This is a genomic window from Microbacterium martis (assembly GCF_047246685.1).
Lineage (GTDB): Bacteria > Actinomycetota > Actinomycetes > Actinomycetales > Microbacteriaceae > Microbacterium.
The window spans coordinates 810,546-835,695 of the sequence record NZ_JBFOKT010000002.1; the positions used below are offsets into that span (position 1 = coordinate 810,546).

General features: G+C 69.8%; 26 protein-coding genes. 17 read left to right on the plus strand and 9 right to left on the minus strand.

The window, feature by feature from the left end; translation table 11 throughout:
• The first annotated feature begins 310 nt into the window (after positions 1 to 310).
• The 5 genes from AB3M90_RS11830 (at position 311) to AB3M90_RS11850 (ending at position 5,486) form a co-directional block, all read left to right on the plus strand.
• Positions 311 to 1,687 carry a quaternary amine ABC transporter ATP-binding protein gene (locus tag AB3M90_RS11830; protein WP_412952176.1) on the plus strand — a complete coding sequence of 459 codons (1,377 nt, stop codon included), beginning with the start codon at positions 311 to 313 and terminating at the stop codon, positions 1,685 to 1,687.
• Positions 1,687 to 2,646: an ABC transporter permease gene (locus AB3M90_RS11835; protein WP_412952178.1), complete on the plus strand. Its 960-nt coding sequence runs from the start codon at positions 1,687 to 1,689 to the stop codon at positions 2,644 to 2,646. Before AB3M90_RS11830 ends, AB3M90_RS11835 begins: the two co-directional genes overlap by 1 nt.
• Positions 2,639 to 3,559: a glycine betaine ABC transporter substrate-binding protein gene (locus AB3M90_RS11840; RefSeq protein WP_412952181.1), complete on the plus strand. Its 921-nt coding sequence runs from the start codon at positions 2,639 to 2,641 to the stop codon at positions 3,557 to 3,559. The genes AB3M90_RS11835 and AB3M90_RS11840 overlap by 8 nt, the downstream gene beginning before the upstream one ends.
• Positions 3,560 to 3,757: 198 nt before the next feature.
• On the plus strand, positions 3,758 to 5,251 hold the full coding sequence (locus tag AB3M90_RS11845) for a lipase maturation factor family protein (protein ID WP_412952183.1): 1,494 nt from the start codon (positions 3,758 to 3,760) through the stop codon (positions 5,249 to 5,251).
• A gap of 76 nt (positions 5,252 to 5,327) precedes the next feature.
• Complete coding sequence (locus AB3M90_RS11850; RefSeq protein WP_412952185.1) at positions 5,328 to 5,486, plus strand: hypothetical protein; 159 nt, start codon at positions 5,328 to 5,330, stop codon at positions 5,484 to 5,486.
• A gap of 103 nt (positions 5,487 to 5,589) precedes the next feature.
• Here the strand turns inward: AB3M90_RS11850 and AB3M90_RS11855 are convergent, their stop codons facing one another.
• The 5 genes from AB3M90_RS11855 to AB3M90_RS11875 form a co-directional block, all read right to left on the minus strand.
• Complete coding sequence (locus tag AB3M90_RS11855) at positions 5,590 to 6,357, minus strand: ABC transporter permease (protein ID WP_412952187.1); 768 nt, start codon at positions 6,355 to 6,357, stop codon at positions 5,590 to 5,592.
• Positions 6,354 to 7,202, minus strand: coding sequence for an ABC transporter ATP-binding protein (locus AB3M90_RS11860; RefSeq protein ID WP_412952188.1), 849 nt, complete (start codon positions 7,200 to 7,202; stop codon positions 6,354 to 6,356). Before AB3M90_RS11860 ends, AB3M90_RS11855 begins: the two co-directional genes overlap by 4 nt.
• Positions 7,199 to 7,567: a DUF1048 domain-containing protein gene (locus AB3M90_RS11865; RefSeq protein WP_412952189.1), complete on the minus strand. Its 369-nt coding sequence runs from the start codon at positions 7,565 to 7,567 to the stop codon at positions 7,199 to 7,201. The genes AB3M90_RS11860 and AB3M90_RS11865 overlap by 4 nt, the downstream gene beginning before the upstream one ends.
• Before the next feature lies 1 nt (position 7,568).
• Positions 7,569 to 7,913, minus strand: coding sequence for a PadR family transcriptional regulator (locus AB3M90_RS11870; RefSeq protein ID WP_412952190.1), 345 nt, complete (start codon positions 7,911 to 7,913; stop codon positions 7,569 to 7,571).
• A 246-nt stretch (positions 7,914 to 8,159) separates the two neighbouring features.
• A complete protein-coding gene (locus AB3M90_RS11875; RefSeq protein WP_412952192.1) occupies positions 8,160 to 8,762 on the minus strand; it encodes a TetR/AcrR family transcriptional regulator in 603 nt (200 codons plus the stop codon).
• 65 nt (positions 8,763 to 8,827) lie between these two features.
• Between AB3M90_RS11875 and AB3M90_RS11880 the strand changes: the two genes are divergently transcribed.
• A complete protein-coding gene (locus AB3M90_RS11880) occupies positions 8,828 to 9,331 on the plus strand; it encodes a hypothetical protein (RefSeq protein WP_412952193.1) in 504 nt (167 codons plus the stop codon).
• Positions 9,332 to 9,382: 51 nt separating this feature from the next.
• Here AB3M90_RS11880 and AB3M90_RS11885 read toward each other — a convergent pair whose 3' ends face one another.
• Genes AB3M90_RS11885 through AB3M90_RS11900 form a run of 4 tightly spaced genes read right to left on the minus strand, consistent with a single transcriptional unit; the run spans position 9,383 to position 14,437 of the window.
• Positions 9,383 to 9,685: a putative quinol monooxygenase gene (locus AB3M90_RS11885; RefSeq protein WP_412952194.1), complete on the minus strand. Its 303-nt coding sequence runs from the start codon at positions 9,683 to 9,685 to the stop codon at positions 9,383 to 9,385.
• Entirely contained in the window at positions 9,682 to 11,226 is a 1,545-nt protein-coding gene (locus tag AB3M90_RS11890; protein WP_412952195.1) for an FAD-binding oxidoreductase, read from the minus strand. Before AB3M90_RS11890 ends, AB3M90_RS11885 begins: the two co-directional genes overlap by 4 nt.
• Positions 11,223 to 12,890, minus strand: coding sequence for a glycerol-3-phosphate dehydrogenase/oxidase (locus AB3M90_RS11895; RefSeq protein ID WP_412952196.1), 1,668 nt, complete (start codon positions 12,888 to 12,890; stop codon positions 11,223 to 11,225). Before AB3M90_RS11895 ends, AB3M90_RS11890 begins: the two co-directional genes overlap by 4 nt.
• Positions 12,891 to 12,901: 11 nt before the next feature.
• Positions 12,902 to 14,437, minus strand: a complete 1,536-nt coding sequence (locus AB3M90_RS11900; RefSeq protein ID WP_412952198.1) for an FGGY-family carbohydrate kinase — start codon at positions 14,435 to 14,437, stop codon at positions 12,902 to 12,904.
• Positions 14,438 to 14,520: 83 nt separating this feature from the next.
• On the opposite strand from AB3M90_RS11900, the gene AB3M90_RS11905 reads away from it, so the two are divergent.
• The 11 genes from AB3M90_RS11905 to AB3M90_RS11955 all read left to right on the plus strand — a co-directional run bounded on the left by AB3M90_RS11905 (position 14,521) and on the right by AB3M90_RS11955 (position 25,150).
• Complete coding sequence (locus AB3M90_RS11905; RefSeq protein ID WP_412952199.1) at positions 14,521 to 15,486, plus strand: dihydrodipicolinate synthase family protein; 966 nt, start codon at positions 14,521 to 14,523, stop codon at positions 15,484 to 15,486.
• Positions 15,486 to 16,604 carry a mandelate racemase/muconate lactonizing enzyme family protein gene (locus AB3M90_RS11910; protein ID WP_412952200.1) on the plus strand — a complete coding sequence of 373 codons (1,119 nt, stop codon included), beginning with the start codon at positions 15,486 to 15,488 and terminating at the stop codon, positions 16,602 to 16,604. Before AB3M90_RS11905 ends, AB3M90_RS11910 begins: the two co-directional genes overlap by 1 nt.
• A complete protein-coding gene (locus AB3M90_RS11915) occupies positions 16,604 to 17,533 on the plus strand; it encodes an MBL fold metallo-hydrolase (RefSeq protein WP_412952201.1) in 930 nt (309 codons plus the stop codon). The genes AB3M90_RS11910 and AB3M90_RS11915 overlap by 1 nt, the downstream gene beginning before the upstream one ends.
• Positions 17,530 to 18,612 (plus strand): hypothetical protein, encoded by a 1,083-nt coding sequence (locus AB3M90_RS11920; RefSeq protein ID WP_412952203.1) that lies wholly within the window; start codon positions 17,530 to 17,532, stop codon positions 18,610 to 18,612. The genes AB3M90_RS11915 and AB3M90_RS11920 overlap by 4 nt, the downstream gene beginning before the upstream one ends.
• A complete protein-coding gene (locus AB3M90_RS11925; protein ID WP_412952205.1) occupies positions 18,605 to 19,357 on the plus strand; it encodes an SDR family NAD(P)-dependent oxidoreductase in 753 nt (250 codons plus the stop codon). Before AB3M90_RS11920 ends, AB3M90_RS11925 begins: the two co-directional genes overlap by 8 nt.
• A gap of 30 nt (positions 19,358 to 19,387) precedes the next feature.
• Positions 19,388 to 20,533 (plus strand): Gfo/Idh/MocA family protein, encoded by a 1,146-nt coding sequence (locus AB3M90_RS11930; RefSeq protein WP_412952207.1) that lies wholly within the window; start codon positions 19,388 to 19,390, stop codon positions 20,531 to 20,533.
• Positions 20,530 to 21,264 (plus strand): carbohydrate-binding family 9-like protein, encoded by a 735-nt coding sequence (locus AB3M90_RS11935; RefSeq protein WP_412952209.1) that lies wholly within the window; start codon positions 20,530 to 20,532, stop codon positions 21,262 to 21,264. The genes AB3M90_RS11930 and AB3M90_RS11935 overlap by 4 nt, the downstream gene beginning before the upstream one ends.
• Positions 21,265 to 21,293: 29 nt before the next feature.
• Complete coding sequence (locus tag AB3M90_RS11940) at positions 21,294 to 21,989, plus strand: FadR/GntR family transcriptional regulator (protein ID WP_412952211.1); 696 nt, start codon at positions 21,294 to 21,296, stop codon at positions 21,987 to 21,989.
• Between the two features lie 125 nt (positions 21,990 to 22,114).
• Complete coding sequence (locus AB3M90_RS11945) at positions 22,115 to 23,431, plus strand: ABC transporter substrate-binding protein (protein WP_412952212.1); 1,317 nt, start codon at positions 22,115 to 22,117, stop codon at positions 23,429 to 23,431.
• A complete protein-coding gene (locus AB3M90_RS11950) occupies positions 23,428 to 24,327 on the plus strand; it encodes a carbohydrate ABC transporter permease (RefSeq protein ID WP_412952213.1) in 900 nt (299 codons plus the stop codon). The genes AB3M90_RS11945 and AB3M90_RS11950 overlap by 4 nt, the downstream gene beginning before the upstream one ends.
• A gap of 7 nt (positions 24,328 to 24,334) precedes the next feature.
• Positions 24,335 to 25,150: a carbohydrate ABC transporter permease gene (locus AB3M90_RS11955; RefSeq protein ID WP_412952214.1), complete on the plus strand. Its 816-nt coding sequence runs from the start codon at positions 24,335 to 24,337 to the stop codon at positions 25,148 to 25,150.

Consider the following 25,150-nt stretch of genomic DNA (forward strand, 5'->3'; position numbering starts at 1 on the left):
TTGAACATATGACCAATTCCCCGGTCAGCGCGCGAAACGCCCGGGCGTCGCTCTGACCCGGATTTGCCCCTGAACAGCCATTTCGTTACGTTGATCTGTGGGCCTGACGGCCCCAAGACCAGTCCGCGACCGCGTCCTTCTTTCGATGAGCTGTGCTGCGAAGAGGCGCGGACGTACGGTCGATGCTCTGTCGCGGCGGATCCGACATCCGCCGTCCGCGCCGCCACAGCACCACTCGAACGGCCGGGAGCGTCACCCGGGCGTGACCGAAGCAGGCTCAGCCACCCGAAGGCCGAGCCGCAGGGGAAACGTGTCCGAAACCGCACTCGAAGCGCGCCATCTGTACAAGGTGTTCGGGAAGAACCCGAACCACGCCATCCGTCGGCTGAAGGCCGGTGAGACCCGCGACGCCGTCGCCGACGCGGGCACCGCCGCCGTCATCGACGCCAGCTTCACCGTCAACCGCGGGGAGATCTTCGTCATCATGGGACTGTCCGGCTCGGGCAAGTCCACCATCATCCGGATGCTGAACGGCCTGCATCCCGCGACCGACGGCACCGTCACCGTGGCCGGCGACCCGATCACCGGCATCCCCGGCTCTCGTCTGCGCGAGATTCGCCGCGACCGCATCTCGATGGTGTTCCAGCACTTCGCCCTGCTGCCGCACCGCACCGTCGCCGCCAACGTCGCCTACCCGTTGGAGCTGAAGGGCACAGCCAAGGCCGAGCGCCTGGCGAAGGCCGACGAGATCCTGACGCTCGTCGGACTCGACGGCCTCGGCGACAAGATGCCGTCGGAACTCTCCGGCGGCATGCAGCAGCGCGTCGGCATCGCCCGCGCGCTCGCGGCCGACAGCGACATCCTGCTCATGGACGAGGCCTTCAGCGCGCTCGACCCGCTCATCCGCCGCGAGATGCAGGAGCAGCTGCTCGAACTGCAGCAGAAGCTCCAGAAGACCATCGTGTTCATCACCCACGACCTGAACGAGGCCATGTTCCTCGGCGACCGGATCGCCGTGATGCGCGACGGCCGCATCGTGCAGATCGGCACGCCCGAAGACATCCTCATGGACCCCGCGAACGACTACGTCGAGCAGTTCGTGCAAGACGTCGACCGCGCCCGCGTGCTGACCGCAGCGAACGTGATGGAGCGCCCGCGCCCCGTGGTCGCCGAGACCGCAGGACCCCGCACGGCCCTGCGCCAGATGCGCGACAGCTACATGTCGGCCACCTATGTCGTGGGCCGCGATCGCAAGCTCGTCGGCATCGTCACCGATCGGGATGCCGTGAAGCTGGTGCGCCGTGGAACTCCCACACTGCGCGACATCATCAAGCCCGTGCCGCAGAGCGTGCGCGAAGACGAGGTGCTCATGAACCTGTTCGTGCCGTCGGTCGAGTCGCCGGTGCCGCTCGCCGTGGTCGACGGCGAGGGACGGCTCACCGGCGTCATCCCCCGCATCACCCTGCTCGCCGCGCTCGGCCCCGGCCCGGGTGCGACCGGCGAGCTCACCCTGCCGCTGCTGCCCATGCCGCAGGCCGAGATCGACGCCGTGCTCGACGACGGCTGGACCGCCCCTTCGACAGGCTCAGGGACCCAGGACCCGTACTCAGGGTCTCAGGCTTCCCCGGTCGTCGAGCGCGGAGCGCTGCACCGAGACGAAACGACGCTGACGAAGGGAGCCCGCTGATGGACGGCTTCCGCATCCCGCTCGGCAGCTGGGTCGAGGGCGGCGTCGACTGGATCAGGACGAACCTCGACGGACTGCTCGATGTCGTGTCGTTCGTCGTGACGTTCCTCGTCGACGGCCTCACGTCGCTGCTGCTCCTGCCGTACTTCTTCGTGGTGATCGCGCTCGCCGCGCTCGTCGCCTGGCTCGTGCGCTCGTGGCAGCTCGCCGTCGGCACCGTCATCTCGTTCGCGCTCATCGTCGCGATGGGTCTCTGGGTTCCCGCGATGCAGACGCTCGCGCTCGTGCTGGTCGCCGCCCTCGTGGCGGTGGTCATCGCGGTGCCGCTCGGCATCTGGTCGGCTCGCAACGCCACGGTGCGCGCCGTGCTCAAGCCCGTGCTCGACTTCATGCAGACGATGCCCGCCTTCGTGTACCTGATTCCGGCGATCGTGTTCTTCAGCATCGGCGTCGTCCCGGGTCTCGTGGCCACGGTCATCTTCGCGCTTCCTCCGGGTGTGCGTCTGACCGAGCTCGGCATCCGTGGCGTCGACGCCGAGACGGTCGAGGCAGGTCAGGCCTTCGGTGCGACACCCGCGCAGATCCTGCGCGGCATCCAGCTGCCCCTCGCCATGCCCACGATCCTCGCCGGCATCAATCAGGTGATCATGCTCGCCCTGTCGATGGCGGTCATCGCCGGCATGGCCGGAGCCGACGGGCTCGGCAAGATGGTCGTCGAGGCGATCTCGACCGTGAACATCGCGAAGGGCGTCGAGGCCGGACTCGGCGTCGTCCTCATCGCGGTCTTCCTCGACCGCGTCACCGCGGCTCTCGGAACCCTCGGTCAGCATCCGGCATCGCTGCTCGCCCTGCTGCGCACCGGTCGTGGCCGGCGTGAGACGGATGCCGTCGCCGCGGCATCCGCCCCCGTCTCGAGCACCGAGGCGCCCGTCGACGAGAAGGAGCTCCAGAATGCGTAAGCGCACGATCACCACCCTCGCGGCCATCGGTGCCGCGGGCGTCCTCGCCCTCTCGGGCTGCGCGTCGGACGGCGCCGGCGGCACGATCGAGCTCGGCGGAGGCAGCGGTGGCGGTGGCGGCGGCGGTGGAGCCAAGGGCACCATCACCCTCGGCTTCCTGCCCTCGTGGACCGACGGTCTGAGCACGGCGTATCTGCTGCAGGATCAGCTGCAGAAGATCGGGTACGACGTCGAGATGAAGACGCTCACCGAGGCAGGGCCGCTGTACACCGGTATCGCCCAGGGCGACGTCGACGTGTTCCCGTCGGCGTGGCCCGAGGTCACGCACGCCGAGTACATGGAGACGTACGGCGAGTCGATCGACGATCTCGGCACGTACTACGACAACGCGCGGCTCACGATCGCCGTGCCCGAGTACTCCGAGCTCGAGACGATCGACGACCTGGCGGATGCCGACCTCGGTCGGATCTACGGCATCGAGCCGGGTGCCGGACTCACCGCGCAGACCCAGAAGATGCTGCCCGAGTACGGTCTCGACGGCGAGTACGAACTCGTGACCTCGTCGACCGCGGCGATGCTCACCGAGCTGAAGTCGGCGACCGAGAAGCAGGAAGACATCGTGGTGACGCTGTGGCGACCGTTCTGGGCCAACGACGCGTTCCCGGTGAAAGACCTCGAAGACCCGAAGGGCGCCATGGGCGAGGCCGAAGGGCTGCACTTCCTCGGCACGAAGGGCTTCGCCGACGAGTTCCCCGAGGCGGCCGACCTCATCTCGCAGATCGTGCTGGATGACGAGCAGTACGGCTCGCTCGAGGATCTGGTCGTGAACGAGTACGGCGAGGGTCAGGAAGCGGATGCCGTCGACGCGTGGCTCGAGGAGCACGGCTCGGACTTCGACTGGGTCGTCGACTGACCTGATCCTCACTGCCTGACGCGCGATGGGCGGGGATCCACTGCGGATCCCGCCCATCGCTGTCGACGCTTCCGAAGGAGATCACGCGTAACGAAGGAGCCGCTGCGAGAATCCGTCCTTCGTTGCGGGAGATCTCCTGCACAGCGTGCGGGGCGCAACCCCCTTCGACGCCGGAGAAGCCGGACGTAGCCTGACCGCATGGACGGGTTCGCGGCGGTCGACTACGGGTTCGCCCGCGAGGTGCTGCAGCGCGGCATCGCGGCGCTGTACCTCGTCGCCTTCGTGTCGACCCTGAACCAGTTCCGCCCGCTCCTCGGCGAGCACGGACTCCTCCCGGCCCCCGACCTTCTCGCGTGGATCATGCAGAAGAAGGAGCGGCGTCGGCTGCTGCATCCGTCCCTGTTCCTCCGTATCCGCTACACCGACCGCCGCCTCGTCGCCCTGTGCTGGTGCGGCATCGCGGTCGCGGCGCTGCTGGTGGCCGGCATCCCTCAGCTCGCAGCCCCGTGGGTGCCGATGATCGCCTTCCTCCTCCTCTGGCTCGGCTACATGTCGATCGTCAGCATCGGGCAGACGTTCTACTCGTTCGGGTGGGAGATGCTGCTGCTCGAGTGCGGGTTCCTGGCGGCGTTCCTGGGGTCGAACGATCAGCCGCCGCCGACGGTCGTCATCGTGCTGTTCTGGTGGCTGGTGTTCCGGTTGGAGTTCGGCGCCGGCATGATCAAGATCCGCGGCGGGCGCGAGTGGCGCGACCTGACCGCGATGACGTATCACCACGAGACGCAGCCGATGCCCGGGCCGCTCAGCCGGCAGGCGCACCTGCTGCCGCGCTGGTTCCACCGGCTCGAGGTGGTCGGCAATCACTTCGCGCAGCTCGTCGTGCCGTTCTTCCTGTTCGTTCCGCTGCTGTCGATCTGGATCCCCCGCGACTGGCCCCCTGAGCTCGTCGAAGGGCCGCTGATCATCGGCACCGTCGCCGCCGCGATCGTCATCGCCACGCAGGTCTGGCTCGTGGTGACCGGCAACTTCGCCTGGCTGAACTGGGCGACGATCGTGATCGCGTTCTCGGCGGTCGCGCTCCCGGGTGTCGGCTCGCCGCCGGCGGAGAGAACGGATGCCGGCGCGCCCTGGCCCGGCATCCCGCTGTACTGGTTCGTGATCACCGCCGCCGTCGGCATCCTGGTCGCGGCGCTGAGCTGGCCGGCGCTGCGCAACCTGTTCGCCCGGCGGCAGCTGATGAACGCGAGCTTCAACCGCTGGCAGCTCGCCAACGCCTACGGCGCGTTCGGCACGGTGACGAAGGAGCGCATCGAGCTCGTCGTGGAGGGATCGGCGTCCGACGACGGCGACGACTGGGCGGAGTACGAGTTCAAGGGCAAGCCCGGCGACGTGAGACGGATGCCGCGGCAGTTCGCCCCATACCACCTGCGGCTCGACTGGCTGATGTGGTTCCTGCCGCTGGGGCGTTCGCTCGACGACTGGTTCACGGTCTTCCTGCTGCGACTGCTCGAGGCGGATGAGCCGACGCTCGCGCTCCTGCGTGTCGATCCGTTCGACGGCGCGCCGCCGCGCCGGGTGCGGGTCGTGTCGTACCGCTACCGCTTCGCGACGCGCGCGGAGCGCCGGGCCGAGCGTGTGCGCTGGGTGCGCACCGGCCGCCGACCGGTCCTGGGGCCCCTCGCCCTCCGGTGACCCCGCCTGCGCGATTCGAAAACGATCAGAGGTCTCCCGAGCCGCGCAGGAGATCGCGCGACAGCATCCCGAACCGTTGGCCCATGCGTTCATAGCCCTCCGCATCCGGATGCAGGCCGTCGGGAAGCAGCCCCTCGTCAGCATCCGGTTGGATGACCTCGGCCCGCAGCTCGAGGATCTCGGCGCCCAGGCGACCGCAGCCGCCGAGTCCAGCGGCTACACCGTCACGCGGTAGAGGAGGCTGACCCGATTCGAAAGCGATCAGGCGCCGAGCGCAGCGAAACGCCCCGCCCGGGGTGCGAACCCCGGACGGAGCGTTCCGTTCCGCTCGACGTCGATCAGCTGACCTTCTTCCGATACGAGATGATCGCGAGCACGTAGGCCACGACCAGGATGCCGACGCACCAGGCGAGCGCGATCCAGATGTCGTCGCCGACGGGCTGCTCGGCGAACAGCGCCTGGAGCGTGTTCACGATCGACGTGACGGGCTGGTTCTCGGCGAACCAGCGCACCGGTCCCGGCATCGTGTCGGTGGGCACGAACGCCGAGCTGATGAACGGCAGGAAGATCAGCGGGTACGAGAACGCGCTCGCTCCGTCGACCGTCTTCGCGCTGAGTCCGGCGATGATCGCCAGCCACGTCAGGGCCAGGGTGAACAGCAGCAGGATGCCGATGGCGCCGAGCCACGCGAGCACACCCGCTCCGGTGCGGAATCCCATCAGGAACCCGACCGCGAAGATGATCGCGAGGGTGATGGCGTTCGCGGTGAGCGACGTCAGCACGTGCGCCCAGAGGACGCTGGACCGCGCGATCGGCATGGAGTGGAACCGCTCGAAGATGCCTGACTGCATGTCGGTGAACAGCCGGAACGCCGTGTAGGCGATGCCGGATGCGATCGCGATCAGCAGGATGCCGGGCAGCAGGTAGTTCACGTAGTTCTCGGAGCCGGTGCTGGTGCGCAGCGCCCCTCCGAAGACGTACACGAACAGGAGCATCAGCGCGATCGGGGTGACCGCCGTGGTGATGATCGTGTCGGGGCTGCGGAAGATGTGCCGCATCGAGCGGCCGGTGAGTGTCGCGGTGTCCGCGGCGAAGTGCGTGCTCATGAGCGGTTCTCCATGTTCTGGGGCGCTTCGACAGGCTCAGCGACCCAGCCGTCCTGGGCCCCTGAGCCTGTCGAAGGGCCTGAGCCTGTTGAAGGGGACGGGCCGATCAGGGTGAGGAAGATCTCCTCGAGGGTGGGCTGCTTCTCGACGTACTCGACCTTCGCGGGAGGCAGCAGGGCCTTCAGCTCGGCGAGCGTGCCGTTCGCGATGATGCGGCCCTCGTGCAGGATCCCGATGCGGTCGGCCAGCTGCTCCGCCTCGTCGAGGTACTGCGTGGTGAGCAGCACGGTCGTTCCCGTGTTCGCGAGCTCCTTGACGACGGTCCACACCTCGATGCGGGCCTCGGGGTCGAGTCCGGTGGTGGGCTCGTCGAGGTAGATCACCTCGGGGTCGCCGACCAGGCTCATCGCGATATCGAGCCGGCGCCGCATTCCGCCGGAGTACGTGCCAACTTTGCGTGCTCCGGCATCCGTCAGACGGAACGTCGCGAGCAGGTCGTCGGCGACCTTTCCGGGTTCGGGCAGGTGGCGCAGCTTGGCGACGAGCACGAGGTTCTCGCGTCCGGTCAGGATCTCGTCGACCGCGGCGAACTGACCGGTCAGGCTGATCGATTCGCGCACCCGCAGGGGCTCGGCGGCGACGTCGAATCCCTGCACGGCGGCGGTGCCGGCATCCGCTCGGAGCAACGTCGAGAGGATGCGCACCATGGTGGTCTTGCCGGCGCCGTTCGAGCCGAGGAGCGCGAAGATCGACCCCTTCTCGACCTCGAAGTCGACTCCGCGCAGGACGGGGAGGTCTTTGTACGACTTCTCGATGCCGCGCACCGAGATGGCTGCATCCGTCATGATTCCTCCTTCTTCCTCGCATCTGCGACCGCCTTGTTCAGGCGGGCGCGTTCCTTGTCGACCCACTGGGTGCCGCCGTACGCCTCGGCGTAGGTCTCGGCGAATTCGACGGGGTCGTCTCCGACGATGTCGCCGATGGGGGTGCGGTCGATCGCGGCGCGCTCCCACAGGTCGGCGAGGTCGAGGAAGATCTGCACGAGGGTGTCGCCGTCGGTGATGCCCCCGTAGTACATCGTGTAGCGGTGCTGCGCCTCGGCCACCTGGCGGTAGGGCTCGGGCAGCGCCTCGATGCGGGCCTTCGCCTGCTTGTACTGCTTCTTCTGCTCGAGCGATCCGGTGAGCGCTTCGATCCATTTCGCGGCCATGTCAGTTCTCCTTGTCGTGTGCGTTACGGGTGTTCAGCTGTTCGATGTGCGTCTTGAGGAAGCTCCAGGTGCTCCAGAAGTCCTCGAGCTCCTGGGTGCCCGCTTCGTTGAGCGAGTACACCTTGCGGGGCGGGCCCTTCTCGCTCGGGACCTTCTCGACGTCGACGAGCTTCTTCTGCTCGATCCGCACGAGGAGTGCATAGATCGTGCCCTCGGCGATGTCGGTGAACCCGTGATCGCGCAGTCGCGCGGTGATCTCGTATCCGTAGGCCGGCTGCTCGGCGAGGAGGGCCAGCACGATGCCCTCCAGAGTGCCTTTGAGCATCTCGGTCATCTGCTTGCCCATGACGCTCCCTTCCTGATGTTCGGTACTCAGTGTTGCTGGGTACCAGTACAAAGTAACACTAGGTACCGGTACTTAGCAACACCGAATACTGAGGTCGCGCACGCACTGCGAAAGAGATCGCACGCTCTGAAGGATTAATACCCGGAACGGCTCCTGCAGACCGTGTGATCTCCTTCAGGCCGAGCGGGAAGCGGATGCTGCGCTCAGGGTCCGATGAGGCGGCGCTCGAGCCGGGCAGGGCCCGGATCAGGCCGTGAGCAGCGGCAGGTAGATGTCGTCGACGAGCGACACCAGATCGGTGTGCGGCAGGGGAGCGGAGGCGAGGAAGAGACGCATCCGGAAGAGGTCGAAGAGCACGTCTCGCACCGAGGTGGCGACGGGCCCATCCGAGAGCTCGCCTCGGCGACGCGCGTCGGCGAGGATCCGATCCACGGTCGACGGGGTCTGCGCGAGGAACTGATCGCGGATGTCCTCAGGGCGCATCCCCTCTGCGGCGAATCCGCCGGCGACCACGCTGAACATCGCGAGGTAGCGCTCGGGTCGCGCGTTCGCCTGCTCGAGCAGGGCGATCAGATCGCCGCGCAGGCTTCCGGTCTCCGGCACGGTGAGTGCGCTCTCCTTGCCCTGCCGGGCGAGGGTGGCAGCGAGGAGGTCCTGCCGGGTGGGCCAGCGCCGATAGAGCACGGGCTTGCTCGTGCTCGCCCGCTCGGCGACGGCGTCGAACGTGAAGCCGCTGTACCCGGCTTCGAGCAGCTGCTCCCACGCCGCGGACAACAGTGCCGCTTCGAGTTCATCGCCGCGACGACGGCTGGGTCGGCTCGGTCGGCCGGGCTCCGAAATAAGATCCACTTGCGTATCCTACCTGACCGTGCTTTCCTTTAAGAAACAGTTTCGTTTCTTAATTAGGAGAAGTCATGAATGCCGTTCAGCTCGTCTTCCTCGCCGGCATGGTCGGCTTCGCGATCTACCGGCAGACCCGTGTCGGCCCTGCGGGTGGTCCCGGGCGCTTCACGATGGCGCTCCTGTACGGAGCGATCGGTCTGATGAGCGTGGCCCTGACGGGGTGGGTGCTGCCCGGCGACTCTCGCGGCTGGCTCGTCCTGGCGATCGGCATCGCTCTCAGCGCGGTGGTGGGAGTGGCCCGCGGGCTGCTCACCCGGGTCTGGACAGACGAGAACGGTCGAGCACTGCGCCAGGGAACCTGGCTGACGGTGTCGCTGTTCGTCGGGATGATCCTCGTGAAGATCGCGATCACGGTCTTCGCCCAGCTCTCCGGCATCCCGACCGGGTCGAGCTTCGCGCAGGTGCTGCTGATCGTGGCGGTCATGATCGCCGTGCAGGCCGAGATCGTGCATCGTCGCGCGCAACGTCTGACGCAGGGCGAGCGCGCCCCGCTGACGGATGCTGTCCGCGCCTGACTCCGGCCGGGACAGGGCCAGGGGAGCCAGGCGCGAACAGGTCTCTGCGCGCTACGCGCGCGTCGCGCCCGAGAACGTCTGCACGACGCGCGACTCGAGGCGCGGGATGATCTCGCCGAAGCCGAGGCGCTGGAAGTGCTCCGAGGCGCGATGGGCGGCGAAGGCGTCGTCGTCGACGTACACCTCGACGATCACGAACCGCTCCGGGGCGAGCACGTCCTGGGTCGCCTCGTACGAGACATTGCCCTCCTCCGAGCGGCTCGCGGTCGCGAGCTCGGCCAGCAGGGCACGCACCGTGTCGGCCTCGCCGACGCGGGCGACGTAGCGGGCGATGACGAGCAGCGGATCGGTCACAGCGGCAGGCCCAGCTTTCCGGGGTTGAGGATGTTCTGCGGGTCCAGGCTCTTCTTGACCTGTTCGAGCACAGCGTATCCGGCCCCGAGCGACTCGCGCATGTACGGGCCACGCAGCAGGCCGACGCCGTGGTGGTGGCTGAGGGTGGCGTCATGGCGCAGCAGCACGGCGTTCGCGGCATCCCACGCCTGGCGGTACCAGTCGGCCCGACGAGCGGGGTCGACGTCGCCGCGGAGCGAGAAGTAGAGGCAGGCGCTGTCGACGTACGCGTGCGACTGGTGCGCCGACCCGGCGAGTGTGCCCGGCACCGACGAGAGCGCCGCGACGACCTCGTCGTAGATCGCCGGGAGGTCGCGCCAGCGGCCGATCATCTCGAGCGTGTCCGACACGAATCCCGGTCCGGGCGTGAAGCCCTCGGAGCTCTTGCCCGTGAGGTACCGGGTGTCGAGCCACCGCTCGAAGATCGCTTCGCCGTCGAGCGGCGCCCCACCGACCCGCTCGCACTCCTCGCGGGCGATGTCGAGGCCCGCGTCGACCAGCCCGGTGGGTCCTTCGTCGGCGATCAGCAGGACGTTGGTCTCGGGAAGCCCGAACTGCACGCCGCTCTCGAGCTCGTCGTACAGGCGGAGCGCCGCCGGCGTCGCTCCGGCCTGCAGGATGCGGCGGCAGGCGTCGAGCCCCTCGGCGAAGCTGCCGAAACCGTAGGCGACGGCGCGGGCGTACTCGGGCAGGCGGTGGAGCTTGAGCCGCACCCGCACGATGACGCCGAGCGTCCCCTCGGAGCCGACGAAGAGCTGCATCAGGTCGGGGCCCACCGCGGCGCGCCCCGCATCGCCCACGGTGATGAGCGTGCCGTCGGCGAGCACCACGTCGAGGCCGAAGACCATGTCTTCGATCTTCCCGTAGCGCGTGGAGAGCTGACCGGCACCGCGGCACGCCACCCAGCCGCCGACGGTGCTGATCGCGAACGACGAGGGCCAATGGCCCGTGGTCATGCCGTGGTCCTCCTGGATGCGCTTCTCGAACAGGTCGCCGAACATGCCGGCCTCGACCTCGACGATCTGACTCGTCTCGTCGAAGCCGAGGAAGCGGTCGAGCCCGCACACGTCGAGCACGATGCCGCCCCGCAGCGGCAGGGCGGCGCCGGTCACGTTGCTGCGCCCCGCCGAGACGGTCACCGGGATGCCCTCGGCCGAGGCGATGCGCAGCACGCCCTGCACCTGCTCGACGGTCGACACCCGCACGATGACGCCCTCCGGGGTGCCCGGGTCGCCGGCGGTCTCGGCGATCATCGTGCGCGCCCACCAGTCGCGGGTGGCGGCGATCACGTCGTCGCGGGCGACGAGCACCTCGTCGGACGTCTCGCCCAGGCGCTCCACCGTCTCGGCCGAGACGCTCACCACGTCGGTCTGCAGTCCGGTGCCGGCCTCGGATGCCGCGGCGTCGGGGCTCAGGCGCGCGACCCAGTGCGGCACGGTCGGGGCGCCCACGGTGTAGTTGCCCCGGTTGTATCCGCGGACGATGGCTTCTCGGCTGATCATTGGTGTGCTCCTTCCGCGACGCCGGTCAGGACGTCGCGCTCGCGGGCGATGGTGGTGAGGTAGTGGTCGATCTGGCGCTCGAGCTCGGCGTCGTCGAAGCCCAGTTCGCGCTGCAGCAGCTCGCCGACGCGGCGCGCGGCACCGCCCGAGGCGTCGCGGGCAGCGAGCCGTGCCCGCGTGCGCCGCGAGAGCACGTCGTCGATCGAGCGCGCGAACTCGTAGCGCGCCGAGAAGACGACCTCGCCGGCCCGGTACGGCAGTCCGTCGATCAACGGCTCCTGCAGGGCCGGCTCCGACGCGAGGAGGGTCGAGACGACCGCCGCCTGGGTGCCGTAGCGCTCGCCGAGGTGGGCCTGCAGCCCGCCGGTCGCGGTGATGGACTGCGGGTCGTATCCCGCTGCTCCGAGCAGCGGCGCGTCTTTCGTGCGACAGCGTCGCGTGGTGCCGAGCACCTTCTGGGCGGCGTCGATCGTCTGCTCCGCCATGTGGCGGGCCGTGGTGAGCTTGCCGCCCACGACCGTGACCAGCCCGTCGGGGTCGACGCGGATCTCGTGGTTGCGCTTCACCTCGCGGGTGGCGCCGCCGGGAGGGGCGACGAGCGGCCGCGTGCCGGCGATGCTGCCCAGCACGTCGTCGGGCGTCAGGTCGGTGTCGAGCGCCGATGCCGCGCCCTCGAGCAGGAAGTCGCGCTCCTCGCGCGTGCAGTGCACGTCGTCGAGGTCGCCGGAGTAGTCCTCGTCGGTGGTGCCGAGGTAGGCCGTGTCGCCCCATCGGGTGATCGTGGCGCGGCGCGCGCGCCCGGGCACCGGGATCGTGATGGTGCAGTCGTTGCGGATCTTGAGCCACGGCACGACGATGTGCACGCCCTTCGCGGGGCGGATGTTCGGCGTCTCGACGTCGTCGGCCGCGCCCGTCCATTCCCGCAGCCACGATCCGGTCGCCACGACCACTGCGCGCGCGTCGACGCGGATGTCGGCGCCGTCGGCTTCGACGCGCACGCCGGCGACCCGGCGCCCGGTGCGCACCACCTCGGTCACCTTCGCGCCGTTGAGCACGACCGCGCCGTGGAACGCGGCCGTGCGCGCGACCGTGAGGGTCAGCCGCGCGTCGTCGGCGCGCGCGTCGAAGTACATCAGCCCGCTCTTCAGCGCGTCGGCGCGGAAGGTCGGGCAGTGCGAGAGCACCTCCTGCGGGGTCAGCTTCTGGTGCAGCACCCCCTCCCGCCAGCCGCCGGCCAGGTCGTAGCTCCACAGCAGCGCCTCGAAGCCCTTCGCGAGCCGCGGGTCGAACACGCCGTCGCTCGACAGCACCGGGAAGAGGAACGGCAGCCGCTGCACCAGGTGGGCGGCGTTCTTGCGCAGGCGCTGGCGTTCGAGCAGCGAATGCCGCACGAGCGGCAGGTTGCCCTGCTCGATGTAGCGCAGCCCGCCGTGGATCATCTTCGACGACTTCGACGACGTGCCCGACGCGAAGTCGTCCTTCTCGAGCAGGGCGACGCGGTAGCCGCGCAGCGCCGCGTCGAGGGCGGCGTAGGCGCCGGTGATCCCTCCGCCGACGACGACCACGTCGAACGGGCCGTCCTGCAGCTGCGCGATCGCCTCTGACCTGCGGTGCAGACGCGGTTCCACCGCCATGGCGGCCTTCACGGCATCCGGTCTTCTCATCGGGAGCAGATTCACTGCTGTTCCTCTCTCATCGTTCGGCGACTTCTCGCCAGCATCAGTTCCGCATCGATCACGTGCGCCCACTCGCGTCGGCGCACGGCACGTTCGTCCGCCGACGTCGACGGCACGAAGACGTCGGGCGCGGGAATGGTCGCGACCGCCGCGTCGAGGTCTTCCCAGAGCAGCCCCGACCCGGCGAGGAAGGCGGCACCGCGCAGCGACGCGGCCTTCGCCCCGGGCGGCCGCAGGAGGGGGATGCCGGTCGCGTCGGCCTGGAGCTGCAGGAAGGGATCGCTGGCCGAGAGCCCGCCGCCCACGATGACCTCGTCGACGGTGGTCGCGGCGGCGGTCGCGGTCTGCTCGACCGTCGTGGTCACGGAGTGCGCGATGCCCTCGAGCACCGCGCGGGCGAGGTCGGCGCGAGTGGTTCCGAGGCCGAGCCCGGTGAACGACGCGCGCGCGTCGGCCTCCTCGGGCGCGCGCAGTCCGGTGAGGCTCGGCACGAACCAGGTGTCGGAGGGGCCGTCCGCCTGCTGCGCCAGGCGTGAGACGTCGGCCGGCGCGTCGAAGAGTCCGATGCCGCGGCAGAGCCATTCCAGGGCGGAGCCGGTGTTGGCGGTGAACGACTCGAGGGCGAACGACGACACGCCATCGCGGCGCGCGGTGACGATCGACGTCACCGGTCCGATCGCCGGCGCCGGGGGAGTGCTGCCGACGAGCACGTCGACGAAGCTGCCCGTGCCGTGCACGCACAGCACCTGGCCGCGGCGGATCGCCCCGAGGCCGATGCCGCCGGCGAGCTGGTCGCCGACCGCGGCGAGGATCGGCACGGCGATGCCGAGAACCGCGGGTGCGGTGGTGGCGAGGTGCGAGACGTCTTCGCGGAGCTCGGGGAGGATGTCGTCCGGGCAGCCCAGCGCAGCGATCCAGTCGTGGGCGTAGCGGTGCTCGGAGAGCACGTACCCGCCCGTGGCCGCGGCCATCGATGCGGTCGCGACGTGGGTGCCGTCGGCGGCGAGGCGGTTCAGCAGCCAGGTCTCGATCGTGCCCAGCCGCAGCGCGCCCGCGGCGTGGCATCGCGCGACCTCCGGATCGCGCGCGAGCACGTCGGCGGCCCAGAGGAAGGGCGAACGGATGCCGACGCCGCGGCCGACCGAGGCGCGCAGTCTGTCGTCCCACTCGGGCGCGAAGCCGCCGAGGCGCCCCGCGAAGCGCGTGTCCTGCCAGCTGACGGCGGGTGCGAGCGGCAGACCCGTGCGTTCGTCCCACAGCACGGCCGTCGCCCGCTGCGTCGAGAGGGCGACGGCGTCGATCGCCGATCCCGCCTGCCGGGCGGCGGCGATTGCGGAGCGTGCCGCATCGATCGTGTGGGTGAGGATCGACATCGCGTTCTGCTCGACGACACCGCGGGGCCCGGGCTCGATGCTCAGGCGGCGGTAGGCGATGTCGCGGACGACGCCGTCCTGGCCGACCCAGGCGGCGCGGGTGCCCGTCGTGCCCGCGTCGATCGACAGGATCGCGCGCGCAACTCTTCCGGGATCAGCCACCACAGAACTCCTTCGGTCCTCCGGCCGTCTGGTCAGTGGTCTGACCTCTTGCCAACGTGTGATGGCGATGCTAGCATCGCCGTGTGTCACTGTCGACCCCCACACCAGCGAACCCGTCCGCCCTGCCGAGCGGGGTCATCCCCGCCCTGCCGACTCCCCTGACGCTCGATCGGCGGCTCGACGACGCAGCCCTCCGGGCCGTCATCGACCGCGCCGTCGGCAGCGGCGTCGACGGGCTCCTCCTCCTCGGCTCGTCGGGCGAGGTCGCCTCGCTCGGCGCAGACGTGCGCGAGCGGGCGGTCGAGGTCGGTCTCGAGGCGGCCGCAGGCCGCGTGCCCGTGATCGTGGGCGTCGCCGCCACCGACGCGCCGCAGACGCGTGCCACGGTCGAGCGGCTCGGACGCCTCCCGATCGCCGGGGTCCTGGTCGCTCCCCCCTCCTATGGCACGATCGACCAGCGCGGCGTCATCGCCCTCTACGAGGATGTCGCCTCGGTCGCCCGCCAGCCCGTGCTCGGCTACCACATCCCCGCGTTCACGGGCGTGCGTCTCGAGCCGGCCACGGTCGCCCATCTCGCCCGATCCGGCGCCCTGTCGGGCGTCAAGGACTCGAACCGCGACCTCGAATACCTCCAGCAGATCATCGCCCTGCGCGACGAGACCGACCGTCCGTGGCACACCTACGTGGGCACCGACTCGCTGGTGCTGCCCAGCATCCTGCTCGGAGCCGCCGGAGGGATCACCCTGGCCGCCTCGGTCGCGCCGTCGTGGGTCGTGGAGCTCGTCGCCGCGGTGCGCGCCGGCGACCTCTCGACGGCACGCCGTTCCCAGGCCCGTCTCACGAAGCTCATCCTCGCGCTGCGTCGAGGCCCGTTCCCCGCCGGCGCGAAGGGCGCGTTGGCTCTGCAGGGCATCGCCACCCCCACGCTGGCCGCGCCTCAGACCGGCCTGTTTGACGACGAGCTGCGCGACCTCGCCGCCGTCCTCGCTGACCTCGGCGTCCCCGACCTCGAAGCCCTCGTCGGGCATGCATCGAAGGAGCACAGCTGATGTCGCACGGAGCCGTGCTCGTCGAGAGCATCGAGGTGTTCCCGGTCCGGGTGCCGCGTCGCGGGGTCTTCGCGCTGCAGCGCGGCGACTCCGACCAGTCGTCGTGGTTCTCGCTCGTGCGGGTGACGACGCGCGACGGCAGCTACGGCTGGGGCGAGTGCGTGACCCGTGTGCGCTCGATGCACCAGGTCGTCGAGGATCAGCTGGAGGGCGTGGTCGTCGGGCGCGACATCTTCGACATCGAGGGCCTGCATCGGGCGATCGACCGGCAGGAGATGCTGGCCATCGAACGCCTCTGGCACTGGAACCCGCTGCGTGCCGCGATCGAGATGGCGTTCTTCGATCTGCAGGGCAAGCACCTCGGGCTTCCCGTCGCGCAGCTTCTCGGCGGCATCCGTCGAGAGCGCATCCCCACGGTCAAGAACGTCGGTGTCGGCAGCCCCGAGCAGTCGGCCGATCTCGCCCGGCACTACGTCGAGGCCGGCTACGAGCTGCTCAAGGTGCGTGTCGGCGCCGATCCGCGCGCCGACGAGGCCCGCCTGCGCGCCATCCGCGACGTGGTCGACGACCGCATCCGCATCCGCCTCGACGCCAATCAGGCGTGGGCCGCGCCCGAGGCGGTGGCCGCGATCGACCGCTACGCGCCCTACGGCCTCGAGGCCGTGGAGCAGCCGTGCGCGTTCTGGGACGTCGAGTCCAACGCCCGCGTGGTCGACGCCTCGCCCGTGCCGATCATCTCCGACGAGGGGTTCGTCTCCGCGCCCGAGGCGCGGGTGCTGCTCTCGGGAGGGGGCGCCGACGTGCTCCACGCCTACATCGGCAAGTGCGGTGGCATCGCGCCGGTCATGGAGATCGCGGCGATCGCGCGCTCGTTCGGCGCCCGCATGACGCTCGGCGAGCGCGTGCCCCTCGGCGTCTCCGAGGCCGCCCACCTGCACGTGGCCGCGGCGCTGCCCGAGCTCGAGTTCCCCTGCGCGCTGGCCTACGACCTCAACGAGTCCGACCTGCTGGTCGAGAGCCCGCGCCGCGACGGCGGCGGCATCCACCTGCCCGAGGGTCCGGGTCTCGGCGTCGACGTCGACCTCGACCTGCTCGAACGGTACCGGCGGGACGCCTGATGCACGCCGAGATCCTCATCGTCGAGGGGCGGATCGGCCGCGTGAAGCCGGTGCGCACGGCCATCGTGTGCGGAAGCGATGCGTGGCTGTGGGTCGACGCCGGCATCTCCGGAACGCCGACCGACGCCATCCTTCCGGCTCTCGCGGCCCGCGATCTGGTGCCGCCACCCCGCAACCTCGCCGTCGTCACGCACGCCGACGTCGATCACTTCGGGGGCATCGCCGAGCTGCGGCGAGCGGTTCCGCAGCTGGTCACGATCGCCCACGCGCTCGACGCGCGCCTGATGGACGACCTCGACGTGCTGGTCGCCGAGCGGTACGACCGCTTCGGCGACGCCGGTGTCGACCTCGAAGCGGAGCGCATCGCCCAGCTGCGCGCCCGGGCGGGGTCGGCCGTCGCGGCCGATGTGCGCCTCACCGCGGTGACCGAGCTCGACCTCGGCGACGGCGAGCGCTGGAGCGTCGTGCCGGCGCCCGGGCACTCCGACGGGCACGTCGTCGCGGTGTCGGCGGCGCGCGCCCACGCCTTCGTCGGCGACGCGGTCATGGGCTGGGGCGTCATCGACGGCGAAGGCCGACTGCTCCCGCCCCACTACACCGACGTGCCGGCGTACCGCGCGACGATCCGCGCGCTGCGTGCCCTCGACCTGCAGACGATGGATGCCGCGCACGAGCCGCGCTTCCACGGCGACGCCGTCGACGCGTTCCTCGTCGAGAGCGAGCAGGCCGTCGAGGCGATCGGCGCCGAGGTCGCGGCCGCGGCCGAGGCCGTCGCGGGCGACGCCCCCGACCGTCTCGCCCGCATCTGCTCCCGCGTGCACGAGCGGCTGGGTCGCTGGCCCGACGTGTCGCCGCTGACGCTGGCCGACGCGGTCACCGCCCACCTGGCCGACGGCGCCCCCGCCTCGTCGAAGGAGGGCCGCGCATGATCGAGCGCAGCGACTTCCCCGCATCCGAGTACCTCGACCACCGCGCCCGCGTCGGCGGCGAGAAGCAGCTCTGGGAGAACAACGGCTGGAGCATCCGCGGCCGCGACGGCGACACCGACTATCTCTTCTGGAGCTCGCCCTACCTCGTGCACGGCGTCGCCGGTGCCTCGTACCGCCCCGGGTCGTTCGCCCTCGACCAGACGCTGTTCGTCGAGGCGCCCGCCGGGGCTGAGGCCGAGCTCGGCGACAACGACTTCATCGCCATCGGGTGGGACGCCCGTGACCAGTACGACTGGTCGCAGGTCGCGGTGACGGCCGAGACGGATGCCGCGCCCGACGCGGTGATCTGGACCACACCGCACCGCAGCTACCGCGCCGCCCCGCCGACCTTCGGCATCACGGGGACGCACGCGGGCGTGGAGGCCGACCTCCGCATCGACCTCGATGCCGAGCCGATGTGGTTCACCGACCCGGCCGAGGGCCTCGACGTCCGTGCGAACCGGTGGTGGATCGCCTCGGGCAGCGCCTCGGGGGCGCTCGTGCTTCCCGGCCGCCGCGTGGCGGTGCGCGACGCGCATGCGGTGCACGAACGGCACATCCACCTCGGACTCGTCCACGACCCGGTCCGGCTCCTCGCCGGGGGAGGTGTGTGCTGGTACACCGCCTCGGGAGACGGCCTCAGCGTGGCGCTGCTCGCACGACCGTCTCTCGGCTCGGCCTGGGCGCAGGTCACCCTCGGCGATCGCACCTGGGACGTCACCGGCGACGGGCTCTCCCTGCGCACCACGCGCACGTGGCACGACCCGCAGACGAACATGCTCGTGGCGCAGGCCTGGGAGGTCGTGGTCGACCTGCCCGACGGCGCCGGCACGATCGAGCTCGCCCTGCAGGCCACGGCCCGCGCCTATTACACGTGGGACTTTCTCGCGGAAGGACAGACGATGCTCTACTGGTGGCTCTGCACGGGCACGGCCGACGTGCGGCAGGGCGGCGCGCGGCGCCGGATCCCCGACCTTCTCGCCGAGGCGCACCTCAACCGCACCTTCAGCGTGCGTCACGACGGGAGCCGACGTGGCTGACCGCATCGTCGTCACCGGCGCGGGCGCCGGCATCGGACGCGCCACGGCCCTGCGGTTCGCCGCCGACGGCCACCGTGTCGCCGTGCTCGACCGCGATGCCGACCGGGTGCGCGAGGTCGTCGCCTCGCTCGCCGGCTCGGGTCACCTGGGGCTGCCGGTCGATCTCGTCGACGGCGCGGCCGTCGACGAGGCCTTCGCCGCGATCGACGAGGCATGGGGCGGCGTCGACGTGCTGGTCAACAACGCCGCCCGCTACGACCATCGCGGAGAGGTCGGCGAGCTCACCGACGAGCAGTGGGACGACGTTCTCCAGGTCAACGTGCTCGGCGTGGTCCGCTGCACCCGTCAGGCCGTGAAGCGGATGCCGCGCGGCGGCGCGATCGTCAACCTCACGGCCCTGCAGCGCGAACGTCCCATCGCCGGCTGGGCGGCCTACGCCGCCTCGAAGGCGGCCGTCGCCACGCTGACGCGCTCGATGGCCATCGACTTCGCCGCCCGCGGCATCCGGGTCAACGCCGTCGAGCCCGGCGCCATCGCCGCGTGGGTCTCTCCCGACGTCGCGCCGCCGGGAACGAGCCTGCTCGACCGCTTCGGCGCGCCCGATGAGGTCGCGGCCGTGATCGCGTTCCTCGCGTCGCCGGCGGCCGGCTTCATCGTGGGCGAGATCATCCGCTGCGACGGCGGGCGCAGCATCCTCCCCCGCAGCGACCCGCAGACGCAGACCGCGTCGGCCGCCGAATCCTGAACCGAACCCACGCACCACCGAAAGGAAATCATGTCGAGCAACACCGTCCGCGTCGCGATCGTCGGACTCGTCCAAGGCCTGGAAGACGTCTACACCGTCCTCCACCACCCCCGCTACACCCTCGTCGCCGTCTGCGACACCAACCCCCGGCCGTGGCACTGGCTCACCGGCGAGGAGGACATCGAGACGGTGGATGCGAGCGCCGCGGTGTTCCAGCACCACAAGGACTGGGTGAAGGCGTCGCGCAATGCCCCCGGCTTCGCCGATGTCGACTACCTCTCCGACTTCGAGCAGGTGCTGGCCCGCGACGACGTCGACGCCGTCGTGCTCGTGCTTCCCGACGTGCTGCACGCGCCCTATGCCATCAAGGCCCTCGAGGCCGGCAAGTACGTGCTGTCGACCAAGCCGATGGCTCGCACGATGGACGAGGCCTTCGCGATCGCGGAGGCGGCGCGGCAGCATCCGAACCACTACATGCTCGGGTTCCAGCTCAGCTACAGCGGCTTCGCGAACGCGATCCGCGAGATCATCGCCTCGGGCGAGATCGGATCGCCGCGCCAGATCCGCTTCGACTACCACCGCGGCCCCTGGCGGCCCGTGCACCGCAAGAAGTACGCCGAGGTCGACGGCTCGATGATCAAGGAGGGCGTGCACTGGCTCGACATGATCTACCGGCTCAGCGGCGAGCTGCCCTGGCAGGCGATGGCCGGCTTCGGCGGTCGCGAGACGTTCCCCGACGACTTCGAGTTCGAGGACAACGGGGTGCTGATCATCGACTTCCCGGGCTTCCGGGCGGCGCACACGTTCACGTACTTCCGTCGCGCTCTCACGCACTCCGACGACTTCCTGCTCGTCGGTGACAAGGGCACGATCCGCGGCACGTTCGAGCAGTTCGACGTCGAGACCGACGAGGGCACCCGCACGGTCGTGCCGACCACCAGCCCGCTGGACGATCAGCACCACTACGGCTACTACGAGATGCACGACGCGTTCAGCGCGATGGTGCTCGACGGTGTGGAGCCCTACACGAACTGGCGCACGGGCCTGGAGAACATGCTCACCTGCTACGCCGCTCAGATCGCCGTGGCGGAGAACCGCCTCGTGACCCGCGCCGAGTTCGCCGACGTCGACTGGCGCGAGACGGTCGCCGAGGCGAAGGCGGTCGCGGGAGCGTGACCGAGCAGGCATCCGCGGGAGCGGCCCTCCCCCTCCCGACGTGGGAGACCGGGCCGACCGGCTGGGACGATCCGCGATGGGCGGACCATCCCGGACGGTCGCTGGTCGACGCACGATCGGGGGCCGCCCCGCGGATGCCCACCCTGGTGCAGGTCGCCGTGACGCCGGAGCATCTCTGGGCGCGCTTCACGGCCGACGCGGTCGACATCCGCGCCACCCTGTCACGCTACAAGGACAAGGTGTGGCAGGAGCAGGCCGTCGAGATCTACCTGCGACCGCCGGGCGATGCGTGCCTGTACGAGTTCCAGGTGAGTCCGATCGGCACCGTGCGCGATCTGCGCGTGCACGACCCGGGCGGCGCGGCACAGCGGTACGACGATTCGTGGAGTTGCCCCGGCTGGGTCACCGACGCACGGATCCGTCGCGACGCGGGGCGAGACGTGTGCGGCTGGGATGCCGTGCTCGGCATCCCGTGGTCGGCGTTCGGCGCCTCGGCGCCGGCGCCGGACGGCGCGTCGTGGCGCATCGGGGCGTTCCGTCTCGAATGGGGTCCCGACGAGTTCAGCGCGCTGCGCGCCGGCGGTGACGCGGATGCGCACGGCGACGGGTTCCTCCTCGACATGATCGTCGAGCCTCCCGGGGCAGACGATCGACCGGACAATAGGATGATCATCACTGCGCCGGCGACCCGATCGCCGAGCGGAGCGGAAGGGGAGACGCGGGCATGGTGAGCTGGAGAGCCGTCGGGGATCGTTCGAGCGTGCCGGAGCGCGTGGCCGATGAGATCCTGCGGTTCATCGAGACCGAGGCCCTCAAGCCCGAGGACCGGCTGCCGTCGGAGCGTGAGCTGGCCGAGCTGCTCGGCGTCTCGCGCCCGTCGGTCCGCGAGGGCGTGAAGTTCCTCGAGGCGCGCGGCTACCTCGCCGTGCGACGGGGCCAGGGCGTCTTCATCCAGCGGCCGCCGTTGTACGAGGGTCTGCGCAAAGGCCTCGACGAGGCCATGCTGACGGTGAACCATCTCTACGACATGCGCGAGGCGCTCGAGGTGCCGGCGGCGGGATGGGCGGCCAAGATCGGCAACGAGGAGGCCCTCGAAGCCGTCGAGGAGACGCTGCGGGCGCTGAACGCGAAGGCCGACGAGCCGGTCAAGGACTGGACGGCGCTGCAAGACCTCGACGTGCAGTTCCACATGCGCATCGCGGCGGCGGCCGAGAACCCGTTCCTCGATCAGACGCTCGGCGTGCTCAACGACCTCATCCGTGAGGGCCTGCGCACGACCATCCACGTGCAGGGCCGGCTCGAGAAGTCGCGCCTCGATCACGAGGCCATCCTGCACGCCCTGAAGACGGGCGACGAGGCCGGTGCCCGTGCCGCGGCCCGTCGTCACATCCGTGCGGCGTACCGCACGGCGATGCGCGCAAACGCGACGGAATCCGCGGGCTCCACCGAGGCGTGATCGCCTCGCTTCCTAGATATTTTGAGGTCAGTGGTCAGACCTCTTGCCACAGCCGACGATCCGGTGTTACGATCACTCGACCGCGTGGCTCACGGTGTGTCAGCTCAACGACGAGAGGAACAGAAATGACGGTCCAGCCCGAGAACGGCATGACCCGGCGCAACATCCTGCAGTTGGCGGGAATGGCCGGTGCCGGCCTCCTGCTCGCCTCCTGCGCCGGTCCCGGCACCCGCCCCGGCGGCGGCAGCGCGCCGGCCGCCGGACCGACCCCGCCGGCATCCGGCACGCCCAAGGGCGAGGTCTCGTTCGCCCACTGGCGCGGCGAGGACCAGGCGGCGTTCGACGAGCTCATCGCGCGGTTCCAGAAGGAGTACGCCGACGTCACCGTGGTGCAGGACATCACCGCGTCGAACGACTACTCCCGACAGGCCCTGCAGCGGGTGCGCAACGGCGCCAGCGGCGACGCCCTCACCAGCTTCCGCGGATCGCAGTTCAAGAGCTTCGTCGACGCCGAGATCCTCACCGACCTGTCGGGCACGAAGGCGCCGAAGTCGTACACGGCAGACCTCATCGAGGCGGGGCAGGCCGACGGCAAGCAGCTGGCCATCCCGTACCAGACGGTTCTGCTGATGCCCGTCGCCAACGTCGACCTGTTCGACAAGGCGAAGGCCGACATCGCCCCCGCCGACTGGGACGCATTCCTCGACGCCTGCGACAAGCTCAAGAGCTCGGGGGTCACCCCCATCTCCTGGCCCGGCGGCGACCAGGGCAACGCCGCACAGCTGGTGAACAGCCTCGTGCTGCACGACGCGCCGTCCGACGACATGTTCACCCAGGTGCAGGAGGGCAAGCTCAAGGTCACCGACGACTGGTTCCTGAAGGTGCTCGAGAAGTACCAGCAGCTCGCGCCGTTCTTCCAGTCGAACTTCACCGGCACCAGCTACGAGTCGTCGCAGCAGCTCTTCGCCAGCGGTCAGGCGGCGATGCTCGCCACCGGCTCCTACAGCCTGGCGACGGTGCGCGGCCTCGGCAGCACCTTCGACATGGACATGATCTTCCCCAACCCCGCCCCGAAGGGGGAGGGCAAGTGGGAGGGCGTCTACAACGCCACCTTCATGCTGGGCGTCAACGCGGCCAGCAAGGTGCAGCCCGCGGCACTCGCCTGGGTCGAGTTCCTCAGCCGCAAGGAGTCGGCGGAGTTCTACGCCAACGAGACGGCCCAGTTCGTCACGGTCGCCGGCGTCGAGTACACCAACCCCGACCTCGCCAAGGCAGCCGCGTTCCTCGACAAGAAGATCGCCCTCGCCCCGCGCTACCAGTTCACCAACCTCGACATGGCGAACGCGGTGTGGGAGTCGTGCGTCAAGGTCGCGGCCGGCACCTCTCCCGAGCAGGCGGCCGAGGCCGCTCAGCAGATCATCGACCAGCAGCAGGGCACATGACTCGCACACGCAGGCGCAGCCCGATGCGGGTGGACTGGAGACTCTTCCTGTTCCCCGTACCGGCGCTGGCGCTGATCACGTTCTTCTTCCTGCTGCCGCTGGCGCAGTCGTTCCAGTACTCGGTCACGAACTGGGACGGCTACTCCGCCGACTTCGACTACGTGGGCGTCGGCAACTTCGTTCGCGCGTTCACCCAGGACAGCCTCTTCGGGAACGCCCTGGGCAACAACCTGCGGTTCCTGCTGATCGTCGTCATCTTCCAGACGCTGTTCGCGCTCGTGCTCGCGCTCCTGCTCGTGCGCAACTCGCGCGGCTCGGTCGTGCTGCGGGCGCTGTACTTCTTCCCGACCATCCTCTCCTCGGTGTCGGTGGGCTTCATCTGGAAGTTCGTCTACGACCCGAGCTTCGGACTCGCCAACAGCGCCCTCCGCGCCGTCGGGCTGGGCGGGATGGAGGGCAGCTACCTCGGCGACGCGAACACCGCCATCATCTGGCTGGCCGTCACCCAGGTGTGGTTCCACTCCGGGCAGATGATGGTCGTGTTCATCGCCGGGCTGCAGAACATCCCGCGCGAGCTGTACGAGGCGGCCGAGGTCGACGGCGCGAGCCGCTGGCAGCAGTTCCGGTCGATCACGTGGCCGCTCATCGCCCCCGCGATGACGATCGTCGTGGCCTACACCACCATCCAGGCCTTCAAGGCGTTCGATCTCGTGCTGGGTCTGGTCGGCAATCCGCCGCAGACGGCCCTCGACATCCTGTCCACCCGCATCTACACCTCCTTCGCGAACTTCCAGTACGGCTACGCCGCTGCGGAATCGATCATCTTCATGGCCCTGATCGGCGTCGTGGTGTTCGTGCAGCGTCGCGTGCTCAAGGTCACGCAGGCTCAGAGCTGAGGGAATCATGATCGCCAAGGTCTCCCGATGGGGCATCCTCCTCATCTACTCGGTCCTCATCATCGTCCCGCTGACCGTGGTCGTCTTCGGCAGCTTCAAGTCGAGTCAGGAGCTGTTCTCCGCACCGTTCTCGCTGCCGTCGTCGCCGTCGCTCGCCAACTACGAGACGCTGTTCGGCACGGCCGACCTGGGCACGCCCTTCGTCAACAGCGTCATCGTCACCGCGGTCTCGCTGGTGCTGGCGCTGTTCATCGGCAGCCTGGCCGCCTACGGGGTGGCGCGCATCCCGGGCTGGCGGGGGTGGCTCATCTTCGGCGTGCTCGTGCTGGGCATGTCGATCCCCGCGCAGGCGATCATGGTGCCGCTCTACGTGATGTTCGGATCGATGGGTCTGCTCAACTCGCTCGTCGGCCTGATCCTGATCGAGGTGGTGCACTCGCTGCCCATCACGGTCTTCATCCTCGGCGGGTTCATGAAGACGCTCCCGCGTGAGCTGTACGAGGCGAGCTCGATCGACGGGTCGGGGCCGTGGCGCACCTACCGCTCGATCGTCATCCCGCTCTCCGCTCCCTCGCTCGCGGCGACCGCGATCTTCCTGTTCGTCATCATCTGGAACGACCTCCTGTTCCCGCTGCTGTTCATCCAGGACGACGCCTACGAGACGCTCCCCCTCGCGCTCCTCGGCTTCCAGGGCGAGTTCCAGACCAACTACCCGGCGATGTTCGCCGGCGTCATCATCGCGTCGATGCCGGTGGTCGTGGCGTACATCTTCCTCCAGCGGTACTTCGTCGCCGGCATCACCGCGGGGGCGAGCAAAGGATGA

Coding starts and splice junctions, on each gene's coding strand:
- AB3M90_RS11865 (WP_412952189.1), bottom strand. CDS start 7,567: ATGGCCGCGAAATGGATCGAAGCGCTCACCGGATCGCTCGAGCAGAAG.
- AB3M90_RS11890 (WP_412952195.1), bottom strand. CDS start 11,226: ATGATCAGCCGAGAAGCCATCGTCCGCGGATACAACCGGGGCAACTAC.
- AB3M90_RS11835 (WP_412952178.1), top strand. CDS start 1,687: ATGGACGGCTTCCGCATCCCGCTCGGCAGCTGGGTCGAGGGCGGCGTC.
- AB3M90_RS11930 (WP_412952207.1), top strand. CDS start 19,388: ATGTCGAGCAACACCGTCCGCGTCGCGATCGTCGGACTCGTCCAAGGC.
- AB3M90_RS11955 (WP_412952214.1), top strand. CDS start 24,335: ATGATCGCCAAGGTCTCCCGATGGGGCATCCTCCTCATCTACTCGGTC.
- AB3M90_RS11950 (WP_412952213.1), top strand. CDS start 23,428: ATGACTCGCACACGCAGGCGCAGCCCGATGCGGGTGGACTGGAGACTC.
- AB3M90_RS11845 (WP_412952183.1), top strand. CDS start 3,758: ATGGACGGGTTCGCGGCGGTCGACTACGGGTTCGCCCGCGAGGTGCTG.
- AB3M90_RS11860 (WP_412952188.1), bottom strand. CDS start 7,202: ATGACGGATGCAGCCATCTCGGTGCGCGGCATCGAGAAGTCGTACAAA.
- AB3M90_RS11855 (WP_412952187.1), bottom strand. CDS start 6,357: ATGAGCACGCACTTCGCCGCGGACACCGCGACACTCACCGGCCGCTCG.
- AB3M90_RS11870 (WP_412952190.1), bottom strand. CDS start 7,913: ATGGGCAAGCAGATGACCGAGATGCTCAAAGGCACTCTGGAGGGCATC.
- AB3M90_RS11915 (WP_412952201.1), top strand. CDS start 16,604: ATGCACGCCGAGATCCTCATCGTCGAGGGGCGGATCGGCCGCGTGAAG.
- AB3M90_RS11910 (WP_412952200.1), top strand. CDS start 15,486: ATGTCGCACGGAGCCGTGCTCGTCGAGAGCATCGAGGTGTTCCCGGTC.
- AB3M90_RS11880 (WP_412952193.1), top strand. CDS start 8,828: ATGAATGCCGTTCAGCTCGTCTTCCTCGCCGGCATGGTCGGCTTCGCG.
- AB3M90_RS11840 (WP_412952181.1), top strand. CDS start 2,639: ATGCGTAAGCGCACGATCACCACCCTCGCGGCCATCGGTGCCGCGGGC.
- AB3M90_RS11895 (WP_412952196.1), bottom strand. CDS start 12,890: ATGAGAAGACCGGATGCCGTGAAGGCCGCCATGGCGGTGGAACCGCGT.
- AB3M90_RS11945 (WP_412952212.1), top strand. CDS start 22,115: ATGACGGTCCAGCCCGAGAACGGCATGACCCGGCGCAACATCCTGCAG.
- AB3M90_RS11920 (WP_412952203.1), top strand. CDS start 17,530: ATGATCGAGCGCAGCGACTTCCCCGCATCCGAGTACCTCGACCACCGC.